Origin of the sequence: Bradyrhizobium sp. CCGB12, assembly GCF_024199845.1 — a bacterium.
Classification (GTDB): Bacteria; Pseudomonadota; Alphaproteobacteria; order Rhizobiales; family Xanthobacteraceae; genus Bradyrhizobium.
Window position 1 is genome coordinate 3,693,792 of sequence record NZ_JANADO010000001.1, and the last position, 19,131, is coordinate 3,712,922.

Annotated in this window: 18 protein-coding genes and 1 pseudogene; 7 read left to right on the forward strand and 12 right to left on the reverse strand. The window is 63.0% G+C overall.

Features of this window, described 5'->3' with window-relative positions:
- The 3 genes and pseudogenes from NLM27_RS17715 to NLM27_RS17725 all read right to left on the reverse strand — a co-directional run.
- Window positions 1-426 (reverse strand): annotated as a pseudogene (locus NLM27_RS17715) (HlyD family efflux transporter periplasmic adaptor subunit); the annotation flags it as partial.
- Between the two features lie 186 nt (window positions 427-612).
- Complete coding sequence (locus tag NLM27_RS17720; protein ID WP_375142320.1) at window positions 613-1,536, reverse strand: formylglycine-generating enzyme family protein; 924 nt, start codon at window positions 1,534-1,536, stop codon at window positions 613-615.
- 90 nt (window positions 1,537-1,626) lie between these two features.
- Window positions 1,627-1,971 (reverse strand): hypothetical protein, encoded by a 345-nt coding sequence (locus NLM27_RS17725; RefSeq protein WP_254144527.1) that lies wholly within the window; start codon window positions 1,969-1,971, stop codon window positions 1,627-1,629.
- Between the two features lie 590 nt (window positions 1,972-2,561).
- Between NLM27_RS17725 and NLM27_RS17730 the strand changes: the two genes are divergently transcribed.
- Entirely contained in the window at window positions 2,562-3,536 is a 975-nt protein-coding gene (locus tag NLM27_RS17730; RefSeq protein WP_254144528.1) for a helix-turn-helix domain-containing protein, read from the forward strand.
- Window positions 3,537-3,692: 156 nt separating this feature from the next.
- On the opposite strand, the gene NLM27_RS17735 is transcribed toward NLM27_RS17730, so the two are convergent.
- The 6 genes from NLM27_RS17735 to NLM27_RS17760 form a co-directional block, all read right to left on the reverse strand.
- Window positions 3,693-4,271 (reverse strand): histidine phosphatase family protein, encoded by a 579-nt coding sequence (locus tag NLM27_RS17735; RefSeq protein ID WP_254144529.1) that lies wholly within the window; start codon window positions 4,269-4,271, stop codon window positions 3,693-3,695.
- Window positions 4,272-4,331: 60 nt separating this feature from the next.
- A complete protein-coding gene (locus NLM27_RS17740; RefSeq protein ID WP_254144530.1) occupies window positions 4,332-5,411 on the reverse strand; it encodes an ABC transporter ATP-binding protein in 1,080 nt (359 codons plus the stop codon).
- Between the two features lie 9 nt (window positions 5,412-5,420).
- Window positions 5,421-6,254 (reverse strand): carbohydrate ABC transporter permease, encoded by an 834-nt coding sequence (locus NLM27_RS17745; protein WP_254144531.1) that lies wholly within the window; start codon window positions 6,252-6,254, stop codon window positions 5,421-5,423.
- A gap of 9 nt (window positions 6,255-6,263) precedes the next feature.
- Window positions 6,264-7,181, reverse strand: a complete 918-nt coding sequence (locus NLM27_RS17750) for a carbohydrate ABC transporter permease (protein ID WP_375142321.1) — start codon at window positions 7,179-7,181, stop codon at window positions 6,264-6,266.
- Window positions 7,182-7,350: 169 nt separating this feature from the next.
- Window positions 7,351-8,613, reverse strand: coding sequence for an ABC transporter substrate-binding protein (locus tag NLM27_RS17755; RefSeq protein WP_254144533.1), 1,263 nt, complete (start codon window positions 8,611-8,613; stop codon window positions 7,351-7,353).
- A 1-nt stretch (window position 8,614) separates the two neighbouring features.
- The gene (locus tag NLM27_RS17760) at window positions 8,615-9,559 is read right to left on the reverse strand and encodes an N-acetylmuramic acid 6-phosphate etherase (protein WP_254144534.1); all 945 of its coding nucleotides are present in this window, start codon (window positions 9,557-9,559) and stop codon (window positions 8,615-8,617) included.
- Window positions 9,560-9,652: 93 nt separating this feature from the next.
- Here NLM27_RS17760 and NLM27_RS17765 point away from each other — a divergent pair, with 93 nt between their 5' ends.
- The 6 genes from NLM27_RS17765 to NLM27_RS17790 all read left to right on the forward strand — a co-directional run bounded on the left by NLM27_RS17765 (window position 9,653) and on the right by NLM27_RS17790 (window position 15,439).
- Complete coding sequence (locus tag NLM27_RS17765) at window positions 9,653-10,531, forward strand: BadF/BadG/BcrA/BcrD ATPase family protein (protein WP_254144535.1); 879 nt, start codon at window positions 9,653-9,655, stop codon at window positions 10,529-10,531.
- Window positions 10,522-11,277 (forward strand): GntR family transcriptional regulator, encoded by a 756-nt coding sequence (locus tag NLM27_RS17770; protein WP_254144536.1) that lies wholly within the window; start codon window positions 10,522-10,524, stop codon window positions 11,275-11,277. The genes NLM27_RS17765 and NLM27_RS17770 overlap by 10 nt, the downstream gene beginning before the upstream one ends.
- Window positions 11,274-12,299: an SIS domain-containing protein gene (locus NLM27_RS17775; protein WP_254144537.1), complete on the forward strand. Its 1,026-nt coding sequence runs from the start codon at window positions 11,274-11,276 to the stop codon at window positions 12,297-12,299. Before NLM27_RS17770 ends, NLM27_RS17775 begins: the two co-directional genes overlap by 4 nt.
- The gene (nagA, locus tag NLM27_RS17780) at window positions 12,299-13,465 is read left to right on the forward strand and encodes an N-acetylglucosamine-6-phosphate deacetylase (protein WP_254144538.1); all 1,167 of its coding nucleotides are present in this window, start codon (window positions 12,299-12,301) and stop codon (window positions 13,463-13,465) included. Before NLM27_RS17775 ends, nagA begins: the two co-directional genes overlap by 1 nt.
- A 20-nt stretch (window positions 13,466-13,485) precedes the next feature.
- A complete protein-coding gene (locus tag NLM27_RS17785; protein ID WP_254144539.1) occupies window positions 13,486-14,583 on the forward strand; it encodes a Gfo/Idh/MocA family protein in 1,098 nt (365 codons plus the stop codon).
- A 349-nt stretch (window positions 14,584-14,932) separates the two neighbouring features.
- Window positions 14,933-15,439 carry a MarR family winged helix-turn-helix transcriptional regulator gene (locus NLM27_RS17790; protein WP_254144540.1) on the forward strand — a complete coding sequence of 169 codons (507 nt, stop codon included), beginning with the start codon at window positions 14,933-14,935 and terminating at the stop codon, window positions 15,437-15,439.
- Between the two features lie 13 nt (window positions 15,440-15,452).
- Here the strand turns inward: NLM27_RS17790 and NLM27_RS17795 are convergent, their stop codons facing one another.
- From NLM27_RS17795 to NLM27_RS17805, 3 genes are read right to left on the reverse strand one after another with little or no spacing between them, the layout of a single operon-like run.
- Entirely contained in the window at window positions 15,453-17,117 is a 1,665-nt protein-coding gene (locus NLM27_RS17795) for an ATP-dependent acyl-CoA ligase (RefSeq protein WP_254144541.1), read from the reverse strand.
- Between the two features lie 9 nt (window positions 17,118-17,126).
- Window positions 17,127-18,284: an ABC transporter substrate-binding protein gene (locus NLM27_RS17800; protein WP_254144542.1), complete on the reverse strand. Its 1,158-nt coding sequence runs from the start codon at window positions 18,282-18,284 to the stop codon at window positions 17,127-17,129.
- A 57-nt stretch (window positions 18,285-18,341) separates the two neighbouring features.
- The gene (locus NLM27_RS17805; RefSeq protein ID WP_254144543.1) at window positions 18,342-19,124 is read right to left on the reverse strand and encodes a cyclase family protein; all 783 of its coding nucleotides are present in this window, start codon (window positions 19,122-19,124) and stop codon (window positions 18,342-18,344) included.
- Between the last annotated feature and the right edge of the window lie 7 nt (window positions 19,125-19,131).

Here is a 19,131-nt window from a genome sequence, read left to right on the forward strand (position 1 = left end):
TCAGAACGGGTTGACATAGTTTACGATCGCTACTTGACGCAGGATCACGCGCCGGGCCACATGCGTCGGCTTCAAATGTTCGGTGTAGATTGCCGCCGTGCCGACCGAGCCGGCCGCGAGCATGCGCGCGACCGCACCATCATCCAGCTTGATCCGCACTACGAAGGGCGCGGCCTCGATCGTCCTTGGCATCACTGCGGAGCCCGACGTCTGTGTCTGTCCGGCGGCGATTGCCTGCAGCACGCTGTCGACCTTTCCCTTGTAGATATGGCCAGGCGCGAATTTGAAGGTCACTTCGGCCTCCTGCCCCGGCTCGACATAGCGGGCATCGTTCTGGTTGATCTCGACACCGATGAGGGTCTCCGAGGTATCGATGAAGGCCATCACCGGCGAGAGTGGCAGGTTGGCGACGCGTGCGCCCTTGCGCGCGGTGGGAAGTCCTTGAACGTGTCGATGAACTGCGCGCGACCATGGCTTGCGCGGGAACCGCCAGAAAGGACAGCTTGAACACCCAGTCGTTGTAGATGTTGGACGTAATGTCGGCGCGTTCATTGGTGTCGGCGAAGTCGGTCGGTGGTCTTGTTGCCTGACATTAAACTCTCCTTACCGACGTCATTTCGTTGGTGGACTCCTCACCACGCACCGGAATCCAAGATGGCTGGTGGAGGTATCGACCGGCTCGGCGTGGCGCGCGGCCGGCCGGTAGCGGCTGCAGTAATTCGGCGCGCATAGATGCGAGCCGCCCTTCAGAACTTTGCGCGGAATGCGGATGGCGGGTTGATGTGGATCAAGGCTCCCTGCTTCAGGTCCGCCGCGCGGATTTAGTGGAATGCAGCATGGCTTGGCGGCGTCGGCCTCGTGTTTGGCGGACCGCCAGTCGGCCGTCCATTCCCAGACATTGCCGATCATGTCATGGAGGCCATAGCCGTTTGGCGGAAACGCCGTCACCGGTGAGGTACGCTCGTAACCATCCTCATGGAGATTGCGCAGCGGAAATTCACCCTGCCAGGTATTGGCCATATGCTCGCCATCGGGGGTAAGTTCATCACCCCAGGCGAATTCGGCGCCGTCGAGCCCGCCACGTGCGGCGAATTCCCATTCCGCCTCCGTCGGCAGCTCCTTGCCTGCCCATCGCGCATAAAGGAACGCGTCCGCGTACGCCACATGCACGACGGGATGATCGTTCAGGACGTTGATGTCGCTCTTGGGCCAGTAGGGATGCCGCCAGTTGGCGCCCCTCATGAAGCTCCACCACTGGCTCCAGTCGCGCAGATCGTAGATCGAGCGTGGTCGCTCGAACACCAGCGAGCCCGCGTAGAGCATGTGCGGCAACGCCCCCGGATAATGCTTTGGGTCGGGTGGTATCTCGGCAAAGGTCTTGTGACCGGTTTCAATGACAAACTGCTTGAACTGACGGTTGCTCACCGGCGTGCGGTCGATCCAAAAGCCGTCGACCGTCACCCGATGGCTTGGGACCTCCTCGGGATAATGACGATCAGAGCCCATGCGGAACGTGCCGCCGGGAATCCAGAGCATGCCGGTTGTCCGGCTATCCTCCGACTGTCGTTCGTTCGGCCCGATCTCGGTACGCAGCAACGTCATGACACGGTCCCCTGACGATGCGCTTTACCGGCAATAATCCCAAAAGCCCTGCGTGCGTGACGGGTCCGTGTAGTACCAGCACATGCCGGGAGCAGGAGCCGCGCCGGCCCAGGCGGCGGCGGTCGCGGCGGTTACAACGCCGATGGCCGCGCCGGCAGCGATGGCTCCGCCCCTCGGCCAATAGTAGCGACCCGGTCGCGCCCACCGTGCGCCACCGGCATAGCCCGGACGCACCACTGCGCCACGCCGCACCACGGTGCGGCTTGCGACGCCTCCGCGCGGCCCCACAACGGTGGTGCGGCGCACGGCACCGCCGCGCGCGGCGGCACGCACCTCGATCAGATCGGGATTGTGCACGTTGACAGGCATTTGCGCGGCAACCGACCGTGCGGCGCCAAGATTTGTTGCATGTGAAGGATTGGGTGTTGCCACGACGCCGAGCAAGACAATGCCAGCGAGCTTGCGAAGGATATTCCAAACGTCTCGTTCCCGACGATCGACCGCCGTCTTGGACAAACGCATTGTCGAGCCCTTTCATTTTCAACTCCACCGGACTGTCCGGCGGAGGAAACAAGTCAGCCCCTCTTCAGAAGCGTAAATTTCGCGCAGACTCCTCCTCTAGCTCCCGCGCTGGTGATGCAGCGCGGACACGTGTTCGCTTCCGGAATTGCAACGATAGATCAATGCCAAGCGCGTGTGATGTGCAGTTCGTGCCAAATGTCGGCCGCCCCGTGGCACGCTTAATGGAAGCTCTCCAACACCGGTCGATCGATCATCCCTGTGCGCATCATCTTTTATGAAAATTTGCAGAGCGTTCAGGTGGGATGCAGCGATCGGCAGCGTGTATTTGCGCGACGTGCTCTGTCCACCGCGGCAAACTGTCTCGTCGCAAAAAAATCATGATCGCCAGATAGTTGTACAAGGCATTTGGTTCGCGTGATTTCCAGAGGCGTATTTGTATGGGCAACCGCCTTTCCGTCATGAGCAGTGACCTAAATGGCTTCGAGGGGCTGCATCAGGCCGTCCAAGGTTCGCACGTTGACGTCATGCAGCTCGGGCGCGGCAGGTTGCGCGGCACGCTGTCGCATATCGGCATCGGTGATTTCTCTCTCAGTGTCGGTTCGTTCAACCTGGGCGTCCGTACGCAGCGCACCTCCAGTGACGAGAAGCTGATCGTCGGGATGCTGCTGTCCGCGGAAGACCGTGTCAGCCATTTTGCGTTCGACATGCGCCCGGCGGATGTGCTGGTGATCCCACCAGCGGTGGAGCACGACGGCATCTTCCACGGCGCTTCTTCCTACGCCGCGCTGCGCTTCGATCTCGCCGATGTTACCACGATCTTCGCCGGCGAAGCGCGCTTGAGCGATCCCGTGACCTGGCTCGAGAAGAATCGCTATCGCGCCGATCCCACCGTCATGCCGGTGACAACAGGCCGCTTGCAGCAGATCGTTTCCTGCCTCGCACAGCATCAGGACACTTTGACGGAAGCATCCGCCGATTTCTGGAAACGCGCCATTGTCGATTGCATCACCGCGACGATCTTCCAGTCGTTACCCGCAGACGAGCATGGCACGCTGCCGTCGGCGCTGAGGCTGGTGCACAATGTCGAGGATTATCTTGCCGCCGCTGAATCCCGGCCGGTGCATGTGTCGGAGCTTTGCGCCGCTTTTCGAGTGTCGCGACGCGGACTGCATCGAGCCTTTCATGACGTGTTCGGCATCGGGCCGGTAACGTTTCTGCGTCACAAGCGACTTTGCGCTATTCATTGCGCGTTGAGGGATAGTTCGCCCGGCAAGACCACCGTCAGCGCGACCGCCCTACAACAGGGTTTTGTCGAGCTCGGTCGATTCTCACAATACTACCGCGCGCTGTTCGGCGAATACCCTTCGGAGACGCTTGGCCTACGGGCTGTTGGTTCGTCGCCACTGCATTAACCGCACATTTGAGGAAACCTAGATTTCGCGCTCTTGCCACGGAATTCTATTGATCCGAGCTCCATCACCTCCTCAGATGGCTTCGACACAGAGGCCCCCTTGGATCCGCGATCCCGTACGTTAGTCCGTCGACCGCGCCCAATTGCTCCTCCAAAATCACAGCTCTTCGAGGCGACGCCAGCCATGCAGCACGCGACGTCTAAGCGAGGTGAACGCGAAGAAGCAACCGCCGCCAGCGGGCTGGTCATGGGCGCGATCAATCCCCAAACCGGAGTAATGGCAGTATAAGAGAGTACCAACGCCACCGTGGCCGACAAAGAGCACGTCGCCCGGCGTGTTGCGGGCCAGCACATGCTCGACCTCGCGGACAATGCGTAGCTGGGCGTCGAGGGCTCGTTCCCAGCCACGAATGCTGACGTGGGGTTGCCCGAAGAACTGATTGGCCATCGCCTCGAACTCGTCGGGGACAAGGAAACCTGTGGCCGATCGGTCGTTCTCGTGCGTCGCCTCGCGCACCTCCACGCCAACTCCCAGTTTTGCAGCAATGATCTGAGCGGTCTCGATCGCCTTTCGCTCTCCGCTGGAGATGACCTGCGTGGTACCTGACAGCAGCCCCGTCGCCGTCACGGTTTCCGTGCGCGCTTTGCCGACCTCGCTCAGGCTCCAACACGGAACGGGGATCAACGGATCGATAGTCACCTGAGGATGGGTCAGATAGCGTACGATATTCGTCATGAAACGATCGCGCCCTCACACCTGCTTGCAGTCGGCATCGCATCGCCTCCCTCAACGAGTTTATGTCGCAACGCGCAGGCCGGAGGCGTCGAAGACGTGGACATCAGGACTCGCGGCAACGAGTGTCACCGTCTCGCCCGGCGCCGGCGTCCGGCGGCCGCGGACCTCCGCAACGGACATCCTGCCGTCGACGCGGCGCAGATAGGCGAAGGAGGCCTCACCAAGCCGTTCGACCAGCTCGACGATGCCTTCGGCGGCGAAGAAACCGGCCTCGCCCCGGACAAGATGCTCCGGACGAACACCTACCGTCAGCGCGTCGCCGACCTTCAGCGATCCCGCCGGTATGTCGAGGTTGCGAAACGCGGTGCCGGCCATGCGCGCACGTCCGCCCTCGATGCCTTCGACCTCTGCCTCGAAGAAATTCATTGCAGGCGATCCGATGAATCCGGCGACGAACAGATTAGCGGGTTCATAATAGAGGTCGAGTGGTTTGCCGACCTGCTCGATGCGGCCCTTGTTCATCACGACGATGCGGTCGGCAAGCGTCATCGCCTCAACCTGATCGTGCGTGACATAGACGATCGTCGACTTCAGCAGCCTGTGCAAATTCGCGATCTCAACGCGCGTCGAGACACGCAAGGCTGCGTCGAGATTGGAGAGCGGCTCGTCGAACAGGAAAACAGCGGGCTCGCGCACGATCGCACGGCCGATCGCAACACGCTGACGCTGACCGCCGGAGAGGTCGCGCGGATAACGCTCGAGCAGCTCCTCAAGCCGTAGCATGCGAGCCACTTCTATAACGCGCCGCTCGCGTTCGGTCGGCGGCACGCCGGTGAACTTCAATCCGAACGTCATGTTCTTGCGCACATTCATGTGCGGATAGAGTGCATAGGACTGGAACACCATCGCGATACCGCGTTCGGCAGGCGCGAGCGTATTGACAAGCTTGCCGGCGATATGGATGTCCCCACCCGATGCGCCATCGAGCCCGGCAATCATCCGCAGCAGCGTCGACTTGCCGCAGCCTGAAGGGCCAACGAGAACGACGAATTCGCCGTCTCCGATGCTCAGGTTGACGTCGTTGAGCACTGTCGTCGCGCCATAACGCTTGTTGAGATGCTCGATGCGCAGATTGGCCATTCTGACAACCTATTTGACTGCGCCGGAGGTGAGACCCGCGATGAGTTGGCGTGAGAGGATGACGTAGATCATGACGACCGGCAGGATCGCCATCGACAGCGCGGCGAGCACGGAATTCCAGTCGGTGATGTACTGGCCGAGAAACTGCTGCACGCCGAGCGTCACCGTATGGGTCGAATCGCTCGAGGTCAGGATCAATGGAAACCAGAGGTCGTTCCAGATCGGCACGATGGTGAAGACAGCGACCGTTGCGATGGCTGGTCGCAGTAGCGGGGCGACCACTTCGAAGAAGATGCGGGTTTCCGGCACGCCGTCGCAGCGCGCGGCATCGCGCAAGTCCTTGGGAATCTGCTGGATAAATTCGCTCAATATGAAGATCGACATCGGCAGGCCCTGCGCGACATAGACCAGGACCAAGGCCGTCAGCGTGTCGTTAAGGCCGGCGGACCGCATCATGTTCAGGATTTCGACGGAGCCAAGCCGGATCGGCACCATGATGCCGATCGACAGGAACAGCGCCAGCGCCGTCGAACCACGGAAACGGTACTCGCTAAGCGCCCAAGCCGCCATCGCCCCGAACAGCAGGACGAGCGCCATGCTGACGAGGGTCACGACCAGCGAATTCGAATAGTACAAGAGGATATGTGAGGAGCGAAAGACCTTCTCATAGCCGACCAGGCTGAACGTTGATGCGTCCGGCGGCGCTAGCGGGCTACCGAAGATGGCGCTGCGCACCTTGAACGAATTCATCACGACGAGCAGGATTGGACCTACCGCCAGAAGGCTGTAGGCAATCAGGATGAGATGGACACTGATGCTCCGTGCGCGCTGGTCCGTCGTCATGCCTCCCCCTCAGAAAGCGTAACGGCGGATGCGCCGCTGCACGAGGAAGAGATAGAGGCAGAGGCCGAGAAGGATGATGAAAAACATCACGGTCGCGACCGCGGCGCCCATCGTCGGATTGCCGAGCTGGAGCTGATTGCCGAAGAAAGTGCGGTAGAAAAACGTACCGAGGATGTCGGTGGCGAAATTCGGCCCCGCAAGCGCGCCCTTGACCGAGTAGATCAGATCGAAAGCGTTGAAGTTGGCGACGAAGGTCAAGACCGAGACCAGGCTGATCGTCGGCAGAACGAGCGGAAGCTTGATGTGAAAGAAGATGCGGAACTGTCCGAGCCCATCGACGCGAGCCGCGTCGATCAGCTCTTCGGGGATGTTGAGCAGCGCGGCGTAGATCAACATCATCGGGATGCCGACGAATTGCCAGACAGAAATGAGGGATAAGGTGACGAGCGCGCTCGATTCGAGCCCCAGCCAGGGAGCAAATAGTGAGCCCAATCCGACGGCCTTCAAAGCGCCAGCGGCCACGCCCCAGAGGGGCGAGAGAATCAGGTTCCAGGAGAAGCCGACAATGACGACCGACAGCATCGTTGGAAGAAACATCACGGTTCGATAAAAACCCTTAAGCCTAACACCCGGCAGGCTGAGTAGTCCCGCGAGCGCAATACCAATCGGATTCTGCACGCACATATGCACGGCGAAGAATATCAGATTGTTTCCAAAGGCGTTCCAGAATGGCTTCGACCAAAGCGCATCGCCGAGCAGCGTTTCGAAATTGGCGAGGCCAACGAAAGATCGGGCTCCGGACGGATCGCTCGTGTAGGTGGAGAGCGCCATCGTCGCGACGAGCGGGTAGATCGAAAACAGGACATAGATCGTCACCGCGGGCCCGAGAAAGAACAGCAGAAGGCCCGCGAGTTTTGCGCGAGGCATCTGGGTGGTGATATTGGAGACGGGTTCAGGCATGACGGGACGAGAGCAAACCTACCGTGCGTTATCGTCGCTGTCCGCTTGCGGCTCGTGCCAACTCTTGGCGGAGCGTGCAGCAACTATCGACCAAGGACAGCCCCTCTCCCCGCGAAAGCGGAGAGAGGGACCTACATCACTTGGCGGGCTTGTACCACTTGTCGAGGCCGTCCTGGAGCTGCTTGCCGGCAGCTTCGGGCGTCAGCTTGCCGTTGACGACCTGCGCGGACACATTCCAGAGCTCGTTTTCGAGATTCGGCGTACCGCGTGACAGTATCTGATACGAATTGCGGATCGTCGACTTGCAGGTCTGCCGCCATCCGACCATCGTCGCAGCGACATCGTCTTCGACCTTCACCGGAGTCTTGGCAAGCGAGAAGAAGCCGGGAAGCGCGTTGGCATAGATCGTTGCGAATTCCGGCGTCGTCAGCCATTCCAGGAACTTCTTGGCGTCCTCCTTGTTCTTCGAGGCTGCGTTGACGCCCATCGCGATGTCGGTGTGATCTGAAATGTAGCAATCCGTCGTGCCGGCCGGCTGCGGCGGCGGGAATGCACCCATGGCGAAAACCGCCTGGCCCCGGAACGTCGAGATGTCCCATGAGCCAGCCGCATAGATCGCGCCCTTGCCGAGCGAGAACAGGTTCTGACTGTCGGCGTAGGTCTGCGCCTGGAAGCCCGATCCGAGATACGGTGCCCAGCTTGCGATCTCCTTGAAGGCCGCGACGTATTGCGGGTCGGTGAGCTTCTCCTTGCCAGCAATCAGATTGGCTCGCCCCGTCTCGCCTTTCCAATAGTCGGGACCGATGCTCTGGAATCCCATGGTTGCGGCCTCCCACTGGTCAGCCGTGCCCATCACCAGCGGGACATAGGTCCCGTCCTTCTTCAGCTTCTCGAGTACGGCGTGGAACTCGTCAAGCGTCTTCGGCTCGGATACGCCGACCTTTGCGAAGGCCTCCTTGTTGTAGATGAACCCGGCGATAACGGAGGCGATCGGAACACAGAAAGTGGTTTTGCCATCGTCGGTTTGCCATGCAGCCTTTGCGACATCGGAGAAGTTGTCCATGCCTTTGATGGCGTCGACGCTATCGAGCTGACGTTTCTGATAGAGCGCGAGCGAGGCGTCGAACGGACGGCAGGTAATAAGGTCGCCGGCGGTACCGCCATCGAGCCGCGCGTTGAGGGCGGCATTGTATTCCTTGGGCGCCGAGGCCGCGAACTCGATCTTGATGTCGGGATAGTGCTTGTTGAAGGCAGGAATGATCTTGGAGTTCCAGATGTCGGCGTCGTCATTACGCCAGCTCTCGATCTTCAATGAGCCTGCCTGGACCGACGCCAGCCCCGCGAGCAACGCCAACCCGGCAACCTCAGCTCCCAATGCGGCCTTGAATGTCCGTCTCATGCTATGCTCCCTTGTTCGGGCCTTCGCCCTTGATTCCGCTGACCCTTGCGCGGCACAACGCGTCGTCTATGCGGCCTTCCGCAGCAGCGAGCCAGTTGACGGCCTCGCTCATGCTGGCGATGCCGCAGGCAATCAGCACCGCGGGCTTGACATCGCCGCCGGCCTCACGCAACGCCGCTGCCGCTTTGGCATCGCTGACGCTCGCGATCGTTGCGACGATCCCGCGCGCCCGCTCGCGCAACTTCGCGTTATCGGCCTTCAGACTGACCATCAGCCCCTGGTGGATGTGACCGAGCTCGAGTCCCATCAATGATGAGAGCATGCCGAGCGCGGCCTTTTGCGCGGCTCCGGCCGCGAGCCGCGTCGAGCCGCGCAGAGCCTCCTCCCCGCTTTCGAGCAGGATCGACGCGTCGGCGCCAATGAGCAACGGCGAGGCCGGATGGTGCGCGATGCCGACCACGAAAGCGCCGCGGCGACGCGCCTCTGCGGCCGCGGCGACGGTGAACGGCGTCGAGCCGCTCGCCGATACAGCGATCACGGCGTCGCGGGAGAGATCGCCAAGCTCGGTCATGGATCGCTCACCGGCTAGAGCATCGTCCTCCACCGCGCCGTCGATGCGAAACGGCTCGACGGTCCCGCCGGGCAAGACAATCGCGATGCGGTTCTGGTCAAGGCCGAACGTACCGGGAAGCTCGGCAGCATCTCCGGCCGCCGCAAGGCCGGAAGACCCCGCACCGGCATAGACGAGACGCCCGCCGGCTCGCCAAATGGCCGCGAGCCGAAGTGCTGCCGCGCGGATGTCGCTGGAGGCAGCCGCGACCGAAGCAATCGCGCGGCGGTAGGAGGCGAGCACCGCGTCCGCGAACATCGCCTCATCGGTCGTCACGACGTCAGTGGTGTCGCCGCACCTCTCTCCGCCCGTCTCCAAGCTCGGCAGTACCGACATCGTGAATACCAATGGTAGATACCTCTTGTATTCGTTTTATCCACGTGACATACCACTTGTCTAGAGGCGTTAAGAATTTTTTTAGGAGGTTCCTTGGCGACAGCCCGGTTCTTTCTCGGAGTAGACGGCGGCGCCACCCGTTGCCGCGCGAGACTGAGGGACTCGTCGGGCCGCGAGCTAGGGCGCGGCCTCGGGCCGGCTTCGAACATCTATCTCGACTTCGACGAGGCGATGCGGGTCGTGCGCGAAACCATCGAATCCGCGATCAGTGCCAACACGTCACGGCAGGAGATCGCCATCGGCCTGAGCCTTGCCGGGCTCTCGGACGACAATGAAGCGGTGCGTGTCTCCGCCGCCCTGCCCGGCTTTGCGCGCATCGTCGCCGTCAATGATGCTGTCGCTGCCTGCGTGGGAGCCAACGGCGTCGGCGACGGTGGCCTGATCATCGCGGGCACGGGCTCGGCGGGCATCGCTCGCGTCGGAGCGCGAACGACTATCATCGGCGGACGCGGCTTCTGGCTGGGCGACGACGGATCCGCCGCACGCCTCGGCGAATCCGCGTTGCGCGCGACGCTGCGTGCGATCGACGGCCTCGAGCCGATGAGCGGACTCGCCCAAGCGCTCGGGCGACATTTTGATGATGATCCGTTGCGGATGAGCCGCTGGGCAGCGGAGGCCACGCCCAGAGACTACGGCTCCTTCGCGCCCCAAGTCCTGGCTGTCGCCAGGTCCGGAGATATGCGCGCGCGTGAAATCGTCGGGGAAGCAGCCTGCGCGATAGCGGCGCTCGCGAACGCGCTGAACGCGTTAGGCGCCGAACGCATTGCGCTCGTGGGCGGCTTCGGCGAGCCCTTGCGGCCCTTCTTGCCGCCTGATGTGGCCAAGCGCCTCGCCCAGCCGCGGCGCGACGCAGTCGACGGCGCGATCCTTCTCGCCGGCGGAACTCTCGCGGAGGACGCGGCATGTCCATGACGGTCGAAACGGCGCCGGGCCAAAAGCTCTATCGTGCCGTGGTCGACGCGCTTCGACGCGAGATCGAGACCGGACGCTTCGCTGAGACGCAACTGCTTCCGGCGGAACGCGTGTTGTGCGAGCTGCTTGACATTTCGCGCACCACGCTGCGAAAGGCGATCGCTGATCTGATCGTCGAAGGCGTGCTGTTTCACCGCCACGGCGCGGGCACCTTCATCCATCGCGCAACGCCGCGCGTCGAACAGCCCTCGTCGCGTCTGACGAGTTTCACGGAAGACATGCGGCTGCGCGGATTGGAGGCGAGCTCGCGCGAGCTCGAACGCGGCGTATTCCTGCCGACGCCGGAAGAGGCGATGATGCTTGGCGTACGACCGAACGAACGCGTGTTCCGGCTTGGACGCCTGCGCCTGGCCGACGGTTCGCCCATGGCAATCGAACGCGCCGCCGTGCCGATACGCTTTCTTCCTGGACAGGATTCGGTCGGCGGCTCGCTCTACGAGGCACTCTCCGCAAGGGGCTTCAAGCCGACCCGAGGCCTCCAGCGCCTGCGTGCGACCCTCGTCGATCATGCGGACGCTGAACTACTCGGCGTCGCGCCAGACAGCCCGGCGCTCTACATCCAGCGCATCGCCTATCTCGCCGACGGAGCCTGCGTGGAGTTTACGAAATCCTGGTACCGCGCGGACGCCTATGATTTCGTCTCCGAACTCACGCTGTCGCCTCCGGCCCGAAAGGCGCACCGATGACGACACACATGCTTCAGGAGATCAGCGAGGCAGGCGAAGCGGCCGCGCGCCAGCTCGGTCAGAATGCGGAACGGCTCGCTGAACTCGGAGCGCGTCTGCGCGCCCTCGATCCGCCGCTCGTCGCAACCATCGGCCGTGGCTCGTCAGATTGCTGCGCGCTCTATCTGAAATATCTCGTCGAGATTCTTTCGGGGGTGCCTTGTGCCTCCATCGGCCCCTCGATTGCGACGCTTTATCGGACGCCGATGCAACTTGAAGGCAGCGTATCCGTCGCGATCTCGCAATCGGGCCGCAGCCCGGACATCGTGGAAATGCAGCGTGCCGCAAGAAACGGCGGTGCGTTGGCCCTCGCATTGGTCAACGACGTGGCCTCGCCACTCGCGCAAGAGGCCGAAATCCTGCTGCCGCTATGCGCTGGCACGGAACGTTCCGTCGCCGCGACCAAATCGATGGTGGCCGGTCTCGTCGCGGGAGCGAGCCTCGTCGCGGCCTGGCGCGAGGATCGGCAGCTCGCAGATGCCCTCGCCGGCCTGCCGGACGTCCTGCGCGCCCAAGCAACGCCGCCGCCCGCAGCGATACTGGAGAGACTTGCAAATGCCCGCAGCGCTTTCGTGCTCGGCCGGGGCGCGACGCTTGCGATCGCCGCGGAAGCGGCACTCAAACTCAAGGAAACGTGCGCGATTCACGCCGAGGCCTACTCCGCGGCCGAGGTGCTGCACGGCCCGGCCGAACTTATAGCTTCGGGCTTCCCCGTCATCGCCTTCCTGCCGTCCGACCCAGCGCGCGAAGGCATGCTGCCGACGCTCTCGGCGCTGGCCGGCGCCGGCGCGACGGTGATCGCAATCGAAGCAGGCGGCGCCGATGAGTCGGATTGTCTCGCGACGGCACGAGTCGAGGCGCCCCTGTTGGAACCCATCGTCATGATCCACCGCTTCTACCGGCTTGCCGAAGCGCTTGCGCTCCGGCTCGGGCGCGATCCCGATCGCCCGCGCAATCTGCGCAAGGTAACGGAGACCGTCTGATGATCGTTCTGTCCGGCGCGCGGATTTTCGATGGCGAGCGCTTTCTCGATGACCACACGGTTGTCGTCGAAGGCGCGCGCATTGCAGCAATCGTTCCCTACTCAGAGAGACCTGACGGCGCAGTGCGGGATCTCGGCGGCGGCCTGCTTGCGCCCGGCTATGTCGACGTTCAGGTCAATGGCGGCGGCGGCGTCTTGTTCAACGAGGACCCGACGCCCGAAGGCATCGCCCGCATCGCGGCCGCGCACCGTAATCACGGGACCATCGGGCTGCTGCCGACGCTGGTGACCGACGCGCCGCAGGTGACGGCCGCAGCGATCGCCGCGACGCGAGAGGCGCGGCGCCTGACCCCTGCGGCGCTCGGCATTCACCTGGAGGGGCCCTTCCTGGATCCGCGCCGCAAGGGCGCGCATGAACTCAGCTACATCCGCGACCTCGAGCCCGACGACGTCGCGACAATCGCAAAGGCGGATTGCGGCGCGGTCATGCTGACGCTCGCGCCCAATCGGGTCGGGACCGGGAGCATCGCCGAGCTCGCACGGCATGGCGTGCTCGTCTCGCTGGGCCACTCCGACGCAAGCTACGAAGAGGCACGCAGGGCCGTGGAAGTAGGTGCGCGCGCGTTCACCCATTTGTTCAACGCGATGAGCGCGCCGACGGGGCGCGAGCCGGGCATGGTCGGTGCCGCGCTCGATCTCGACGAGGCGTTCGTCGGCCTCATCGCCGACGGCCATCATGTCCACGAGGCGAATTTGCGCATCGCCGTTGCCGCCAAGCGGCGCGATCGTTTCATGCTGATTACCGACGCGATGCCGCCGGCGGCCGGCGGCCCCGATCATTTCGATCTTCAGGGCCGCCGCGTGACGTGCGCTGACGGTTGCCTGCGGCTCGACGACGGGACGCTCGCCGGCTCGGTTCTCACCATGGATGAGGCCGTGCGATTTACCGTCAACGTCGTCGGGCTTCCGCTCGCCGATGCCCTCGCAATGGCATCACGCGTTCCGGCAACGTTTCTCCGGCGCGATACTGAACTCGGCTGTATCGCACCAGGCTATCTCGCGAGCCTCGTGCATCTCGACGACGAGCTGCGGGTGCTGGAAACCTGGATCGAGGGCCGGCCGCCCACCGACAGCTCCGAGCACGATACGGTGACGGACAACACCTGACTGAAGGACGCGATCGAGCCATGTCCTCGCACTCCATTTCACTTCCACAGAATGTTCGCGTTCTCGTGGTTGGCCTCGGCACTATGGGAACCAGCCATGCCCGCGCCTACCGATCGATCGAGGGTTTCGAGCTCGTCGGTCTTTGCACCTCTCGCGCGGCCGATCGCGACGATCTCGAGGCCGAGTTTCCTGCTCTTCCGCGCTTCGAAAGCTTCGACGAGGCGCTCACGAGTTTGCGTCCCGATGCCGTCGCGATCTGCACCTACACAGAGCATCACGCCGCCATGGCGTTGCAGGCTTTCGCTGCTGGCGCGCATGTTTTCTGCGAAAAACCGCTGGCCGACACGCGGGATGCCGCGCGACAAGTCGTCAGCGCTGCACACGCGGCCGGAAAGGCGCTGCTGATCGGCTATATTCTGCGCGTACATCCCGCATGGTCGCGGTTCGTCGAAATCGGCCGAACGCTCGGAAAGCCGCTCGTCATGCGCATGAATCTCAACCAGCAGTCTGCAGGCTCCTTCTGGGAGGTGCACAAGAGACTCATGCGGTCGACTTCACCGATCGTAGATTGCGGCGTCCATTACGTCGACATCATGTGCCAGGTGACGCGAGCGCGTCCCGTTGCGGTTCACGCGGTCGGGGTACGACTGACGAGCGAGATCGCGCCGGCCATGTACAATTACGGCCATCTTCACATCATGTTCGACGACGGCTCCGTCGGCTGGTACGAGGTCGGCTGGGGTCCGATGATGAGCGAGACCGCTCATTTCGTGAAAGACATGATCGGCCCAAACGGCAGCGTGTCGATGGTCGCGAAAGAGAGTACCGATACGGGCGGGCGTTCGGCGGAACATGACACGCATACACGGACCAACGCGCTTCGCATCCATCACGCGGCGCGCGACACCGAAGACCGCTTTGCGAAGCCGGACGAATTGATCTCGACCGCAGATGAACCCGACCATCAGGAGCTCTGCGAGCGCGAGCAGCGGCTGTTTCTGAGTGCGGTCCGTGGCGAGATGGACCTGTCCGAGCATCACGAAGACGCGATCAATTCACTTCGCATCGTCTTTGCCGCCGACGAGAGCGTTCGAACTGGTGAAGTCGTACGCCTGTAGATCAACACCTATCGAACGCGCCGATCCAGGAACGGACAGTGTAGGCTATTGCTGTTCGCATGATCCCTCGATTTCGAGCGTCGCGCCGTGTGCCGAGCTCTCACCCGAATTATTTTAAGCATAAAATTTTTCTTCGCACAGACTTTGTCAAGACGGTACCGCAGGGACCACGGGCCGCAAGCTCGCCACCACAGCGTCTATTTGAGATTCATTGCAAATTGGATACCCGGGAGCGCCGATACCGGGCGATGCGGGCTCAGCCTTGAATTTACTTTTGGCACGAACTATCTTGCTCGTGTCCACAAGAGCTGCGCCAGCTTTCAATAGGCCACGAGCCCGGGAGATTCGATTGGCACTCGCGAAGGAGTCCACGCCTGTTTCGGCCAGGAACGGGACAGATCAGGAAGCCGAGTACAGGGCTCAAACCCGGGTTTGGCTCCGCCTGCTTGCTTGCACGACTCTGATCGAAGGCGAGCTGCGGCGCCGGTTTCGCGAAGAGTTTGATTTCACGATGCCCCGCTTCGATGTTCTCGCTCAGCTCGACCGCGAACCGAGCGGACTCGTGCTGGGAGAGCTGCCCAAGCGCCTGATGGTCTCGGCCGGGAACCTGACGCCGATCGTGGATCGCCTGGTTGAGGATGGATACATCACCCGCACGCCGTCGAACCTCGACCGCCGCGTGCAGATTGTCTGCATGACGGTCGAAGGCCGCAAGACCTTCAGACGCATGGCCAAGAGCCACGGCGCGTGGCTCGCCGAACTGCTGGCGGATTTCCCGGCGGACCGGTACGAGGGGTTGATCAGCGAGCTCGACGAGCTCAAGGGCGCCGTCAGGGACGCGTTACAAAAACCCTGAGCGGAGGCGACGGTCAGCGTCGCAACCTCACTCCGGCCGCCTCGCGATCCCATGTATCCGCGGTGACGCCCGCGTCGCGCAGCACGCCCTTCTTGATCTTGCCGTTCTCCGTCAGTGGCATCTGGCTCAGAATGCGCACATAGCGCGGGATGGCGAAATAGGCGATCTGCCCTTCGCAATGCCTGACGATGTCGACGGGCTCCAGCGCTTGGCCCGGTTCCGGCAGGATCGCAGCCGCAACCTCGTCCTCTCCCAACTCCGATGGCAGCGGGTAGATCGCGCAAGCGGCGACCGCGGGATGGGACTGGATGGCCTGCTCGACCTCCCACGAGGATACGTTCTCGCCACGCCTGCGGATCGAATCCTTCATGCGGTCGATGAAGCGATAATGTCCGTCAGGATCCCGAACGACCCGATCGCCCGAGTGAAACCACAGATTTCGCCAGGCCTCGACCGTCTTCTCCGGCATGCCGAAATAGCCGGTGGCGAAAGCAAAGGGTTCTCTGGCGCGAAGCACGAGCTCGCCGGCCTGTCCGTCGGGAAGCACTGAATCATTCTCGTCCACGATCCGCGCCTCGATTCCATCGGCCAGATAACCCATCGTCCCCGGGCGATCGGACGGAATCGCGCCGGCGAACACAAAGTTCGTCTCGGTCGACCCGTAGCCGTCGACCAGGGGCACGCCAAATCGCTCGCGGAACGGACCGTGGATCTGCGGCGGCACGCCACCGCCAAGCGCGACACGCATACGATGCGTCAAATCGTCTGCGCCCTTCGGCTGCGCCAGAAGCATCGACGCCATGGCGCCGAGCAGATAGCCGACCGTCGCATTGTGCCGTCGCGCGACGGCCCAGAAGCCGGAGGCGGAGAATTTCGGCTCCAGCACGTAGGTGCATCCGTTCAGCAGCGCCTGATAGAACGCATTCAGCGCGTTGGTGTGGAACAGCGGCAGTGTCGTGAACAGCACATCCCCCTCGCGGATGCCGAGCGCCCGCGCCGAATAGATGCCCCACCAGAACAGTTGCGCCTGCGGACAACACACACCCTTTGCAGGTCCTGTTGTGCCCGATGTGTAGAGGATCGCAACGGTGTCGCCGGGGCGGACGGCGCCCGCCGGGGCCGTGGCTCCGAGAGCCGGCAAAGGTCCCGCGGAAAGCCTGGCATCGATTGCCCCGGCGGCGGCTCCGATGATCCAGGTGCGGGGCGGCAGCTCGACACCCGCCTCGACACTATCGATCGCGGCAACGAATTGAGCCTCGACGACGAGGAGCGCAGGACGCGAGTTGCGGAAGATGTGAGAGAGCTGGAAGCCGCGCAGCGCGGTATTGATCGGCACTGCGATGGCCCCGAGCCACGCACAGCCGAGATAGACTTGCAGGAACTCCGGACGGTTGGAGCACATCAGCGCGACCCGATCGCCCGGCTTGATCCCGGCATCGACGAGCGCCTGGGCCGACGCAGCCGCAATCGCCGCGGTCTGCGCAAAGGTCCAGCGCGTCTCTCCCGCGACCAGCAGGACGCGATCGCCGTAACGCTCCGCCTGCCGCGTGAGGATCGTCGAGAGGATGCGGTCCGACGGCGGAAACGACGTCACTGCGCGTACCCAGCCCGGCGTCGCATTCTCTCGGCCGACCGTCTCGCTGATGTTCGCCGGCGCATCGTTCTCCGTCACGATCATGCTCCCGCCTCAGGGCAACAGCTTGTATTTGCCGTCCTCGATCTGGACCAGGATACGCGAGCGATCGTCGACGCCATGCCGATCCGCCGGCGTATAGGTGTAGACGCCCTGTGTGCCGACGACCTCTTTGGTCGTGAACAGCGCCTGACGCAGCGCGGTGCGGAATTCCGGCGAGCCGGGCTTCGCTCCGGTTGCCATCGCGCGCTTGGCGGCATCGGCGAAGACCAGCCAGCCGTCGAAAGAATAGGACGAGAATGAATCCGTCGGCGCCTCGCCGTTCGCCTTCTCGAAGGCGCTGCGGAAATCCAGAGCCACCTTCTGGATCGGATTGCTGGTAGGCAGCTGCTCGGCCGCGGTCACCGGTCCGGTCGGGCAGATGATGCCGTTGGCGGTCTTGCCGGCCAGACGGAGGAAATCGGCGCTGATCAGCCCGTGATTGCCGTAGAGCGGCCCTTTATACCCGCGCTCGGACAAGGCGATGACCGGCAGTGCACCGGGCGTCCCGGTGCCGCCGAGCATAATGGCATCGGGACGCGCAGCGAGTGCGCGCAGCACCTGGGCCGTCACCGAAGAGTCCGATCTGGCGTAGCGTTCGTTGGCAATGACCTTGATGTCGGCCGTCTTCGCACTCTGCTCGAGCGAATTGTACATGAGGTCGCCGAACGCATCCGAGAAGCCGATGAAGGCGGCCGTCTTCAGGCCCTTCGCCTTCATGTGGTCGATGATACCTTGCACGAGAAGCGGCGTCGGTTGCGGCGTCTGGACGACCCAGGGGCCGCCGTCGCCAGGCGGCACCGGCGCGATCGGAGACACCGCGATCATCGGAACCTTCATTTCGATGGCCGCAGTCGCCATCGCGAGCGTCTGGGGGGCTCCGGACGTGCCGATGAGGACATCGACCTTCTCCTGCTCGACGAGCTTACGGGCGTTGCGCGCCGACGCCGTTGGATCGGAGCCGTCATCGAGCTGGATGACCCGGAGCTTCTCGCCGCCGATCTCGCCGATATAGGCCTGCCCTGCCGCGATCCCCTTCGCGTTGGGAATGCCGATCGACGACACCGGCCCGCTGAGGCCGGTGACGAATCCGACGAGGATTTCGGCCTGCGCAAGCTGCGGGACGGCAAGCAGCAATGCAGTGGAGGCCAGCAGGTTCTTGATCAAGTTCATGGCACCTGTCTTTCGTGAGCGTTTCTTGTTCTGATCGGCAAGCGCCACGGGTTGGGTTCAGGTTGACGCAACCAGCGCAATGACGCGAAGCGGACTGCCGGAGCCGTTCTGGATCTTCAGTGGCGAGGCGACGATGATGGCGCCGGTGGCCGGCAACTGATCCAGGTTGCACAGACATTGCAGGCCATAACGCCCCGCTCCGTGCAGGAAGTGATGCGCCGGATAAGGCGGATCGAAATGCCCGGCCTGCCCCGCATCGGTACCGATGGTCTCGGTGCCAAACCCGATGACGCCGCGCTCCTCCACCAGCCACTTCATGACCGCCGGATTCGGGCCCGGCGTATGTGCACCGTCGTCCCTGAGGTTCGCGTAGTCGCGCCAACCCTTCTTCGACCAATCGGTGCGCAGCAGAACCCAGTGACGATCCGGGATCCGTCCATGCTTCGTTTCCCACGCTTCGACAAGCGGGACGGTCAGGACGAAGTCCGGATCCTGCGCGGCCTGTGCGGAGCAGTCGATGACGCAAGCCGGGGCGATCATGTCCTTCGGTGGCATCGTGTCGACGGCATTGTTCGGCAGGTTCTTGCCGGTGAACCAGTGAATCGGCGCGTCGAAATGCGTGCCGGTGTGTTCGCCAAACGTGACATTGTTCCAGTACCAGGCCGGGCCGCGACCGTCGTACCGCGAGATTTCCTGGATGCGGACCGGCGCCGCCTGGCCGAACTCCGGCGGTAGCACAATGACCGGAAAATCCGGACTAAGCGTAAAGGTCAGATCGACAACGCGCACCGCGCCGGAAGAGATCGCACCCGCCAGCTCCAGGAGATTCTTGCTTTGCATCGTCACA

What these genes read in the sequence shown, in the direction of transcription:
- NLM27_RS17720 (WP_375142320.1), bottom strand. Translation starts at nt 1,536, where the DNA reads ATGCTCTGGATTCCCGGCGGCACGTTCCGCATGGGCTCTGATCGTCAT.
- NLM27_RS17725 (WP_254144527.1), bottom strand. Translation starts at nt 1,971, where the DNA reads ATGCCTGTCAACGTGCACAATCCCGATCTGATCGAGGTGCGTGCCGCC.
- NLM27_RS17730 (WP_254144528.1), top strand. Translation starts at nt 2,562, where the DNA reads ATGGGCAACCGCCTTTCCGTCATGAGCAGTGACCTAAATGGCTTCGAG.
- NLM27_RS17735 (WP_254144529.1), bottom strand. Translation starts at nt 4,271, where the DNA reads ATGACGAATATCGTACGCTATCTGACCCATCCTCAGGTGACTATCGAT.
- NLM27_RS17740 (WP_254144530.1), bottom strand. Translation starts at nt 5,411, where the DNA reads ATGGCCAATCTGCGCATCGAGCATCTCAACAAGCGTTATGGCGCGACG.
- NLM27_RS17745 (WP_254144531.1), bottom strand. Translation starts at nt 6,254, where the DNA reads ATGACGACGGACCAGCGCGCACGGAGCATCAGTGTCCATCTCATCCTG.
- NLM27_RS17750 (WP_375142321.1), bottom strand. Translation starts at nt 7,181, where the DNA reads ATGCCTCGCGCAAAACTCGCGGGCCTTCTGCTGTTCTTTCTCGGGCCC.
- NLM27_RS17755 (WP_254144533.1), bottom strand. Translation starts at nt 8,613, where the DNA reads ATGAGACGGACATTCAAGGCCGCATTGGGAGCTGAGGTTGCCGGGTTG.
- NLM27_RS17760 (WP_254144534.1), bottom strand. Translation starts at nt 9,559, where the DNA reads ATGTCGGTACTGCCGAGCTTGGAGACGGGCGGAGAGAGGTGCGGCGAC.
- NLM27_RS17770 (WP_254144536.1), top strand. Translation starts at nt 10,522, where the DNA reads ATGTCCATGACGGTCGAAACGGCGCCGGGCCAAAAGCTCTATCGTGCC.
- NLM27_RS17775 (WP_254144537.1), top strand. Translation starts at nt 11,274, where the DNA reads ATGACGACACACATGCTTCAGGAGATCAGCGAGGCAGGCGAAGCGGCC.
- nagA (WP_254144538.1), top strand. Translation starts at nt 12,299, where the DNA reads ATGATCGTTCTGTCCGGCGCGCGGATTTTCGATGGCGAGCGCTTTCTC.
- NLM27_RS17785 (WP_254144539.1), top strand. Translation starts at nt 13,486, where the DNA reads ATGTCCTCGCACTCCATTTCACTTCCACAGAATGTTCGCGTTCTCGTG.
- NLM27_RS17795 (WP_254144541.1), bottom strand. Translation starts at nt 17,117, where the DNA reads ATGATCGTGACGGAGAACGATGCGCCGGCGAACATCAGCGAGACGGTC.
- NLM27_RS17800 (WP_254144542.1), bottom strand. Translation starts at nt 18,284, where the DNA reads ATGAACTTGATCAAGAACCTGCTGGCCTCCACTGCATTGCTGCTTGCC.
- NLM27_RS17805 (WP_254144543.1), bottom strand. Translation starts at nt 19,124, where the DNA reads ATGCAAAGCAAGAATCTCCTGGAGCTGGCGGGTGCGATCTCTTCCGGC.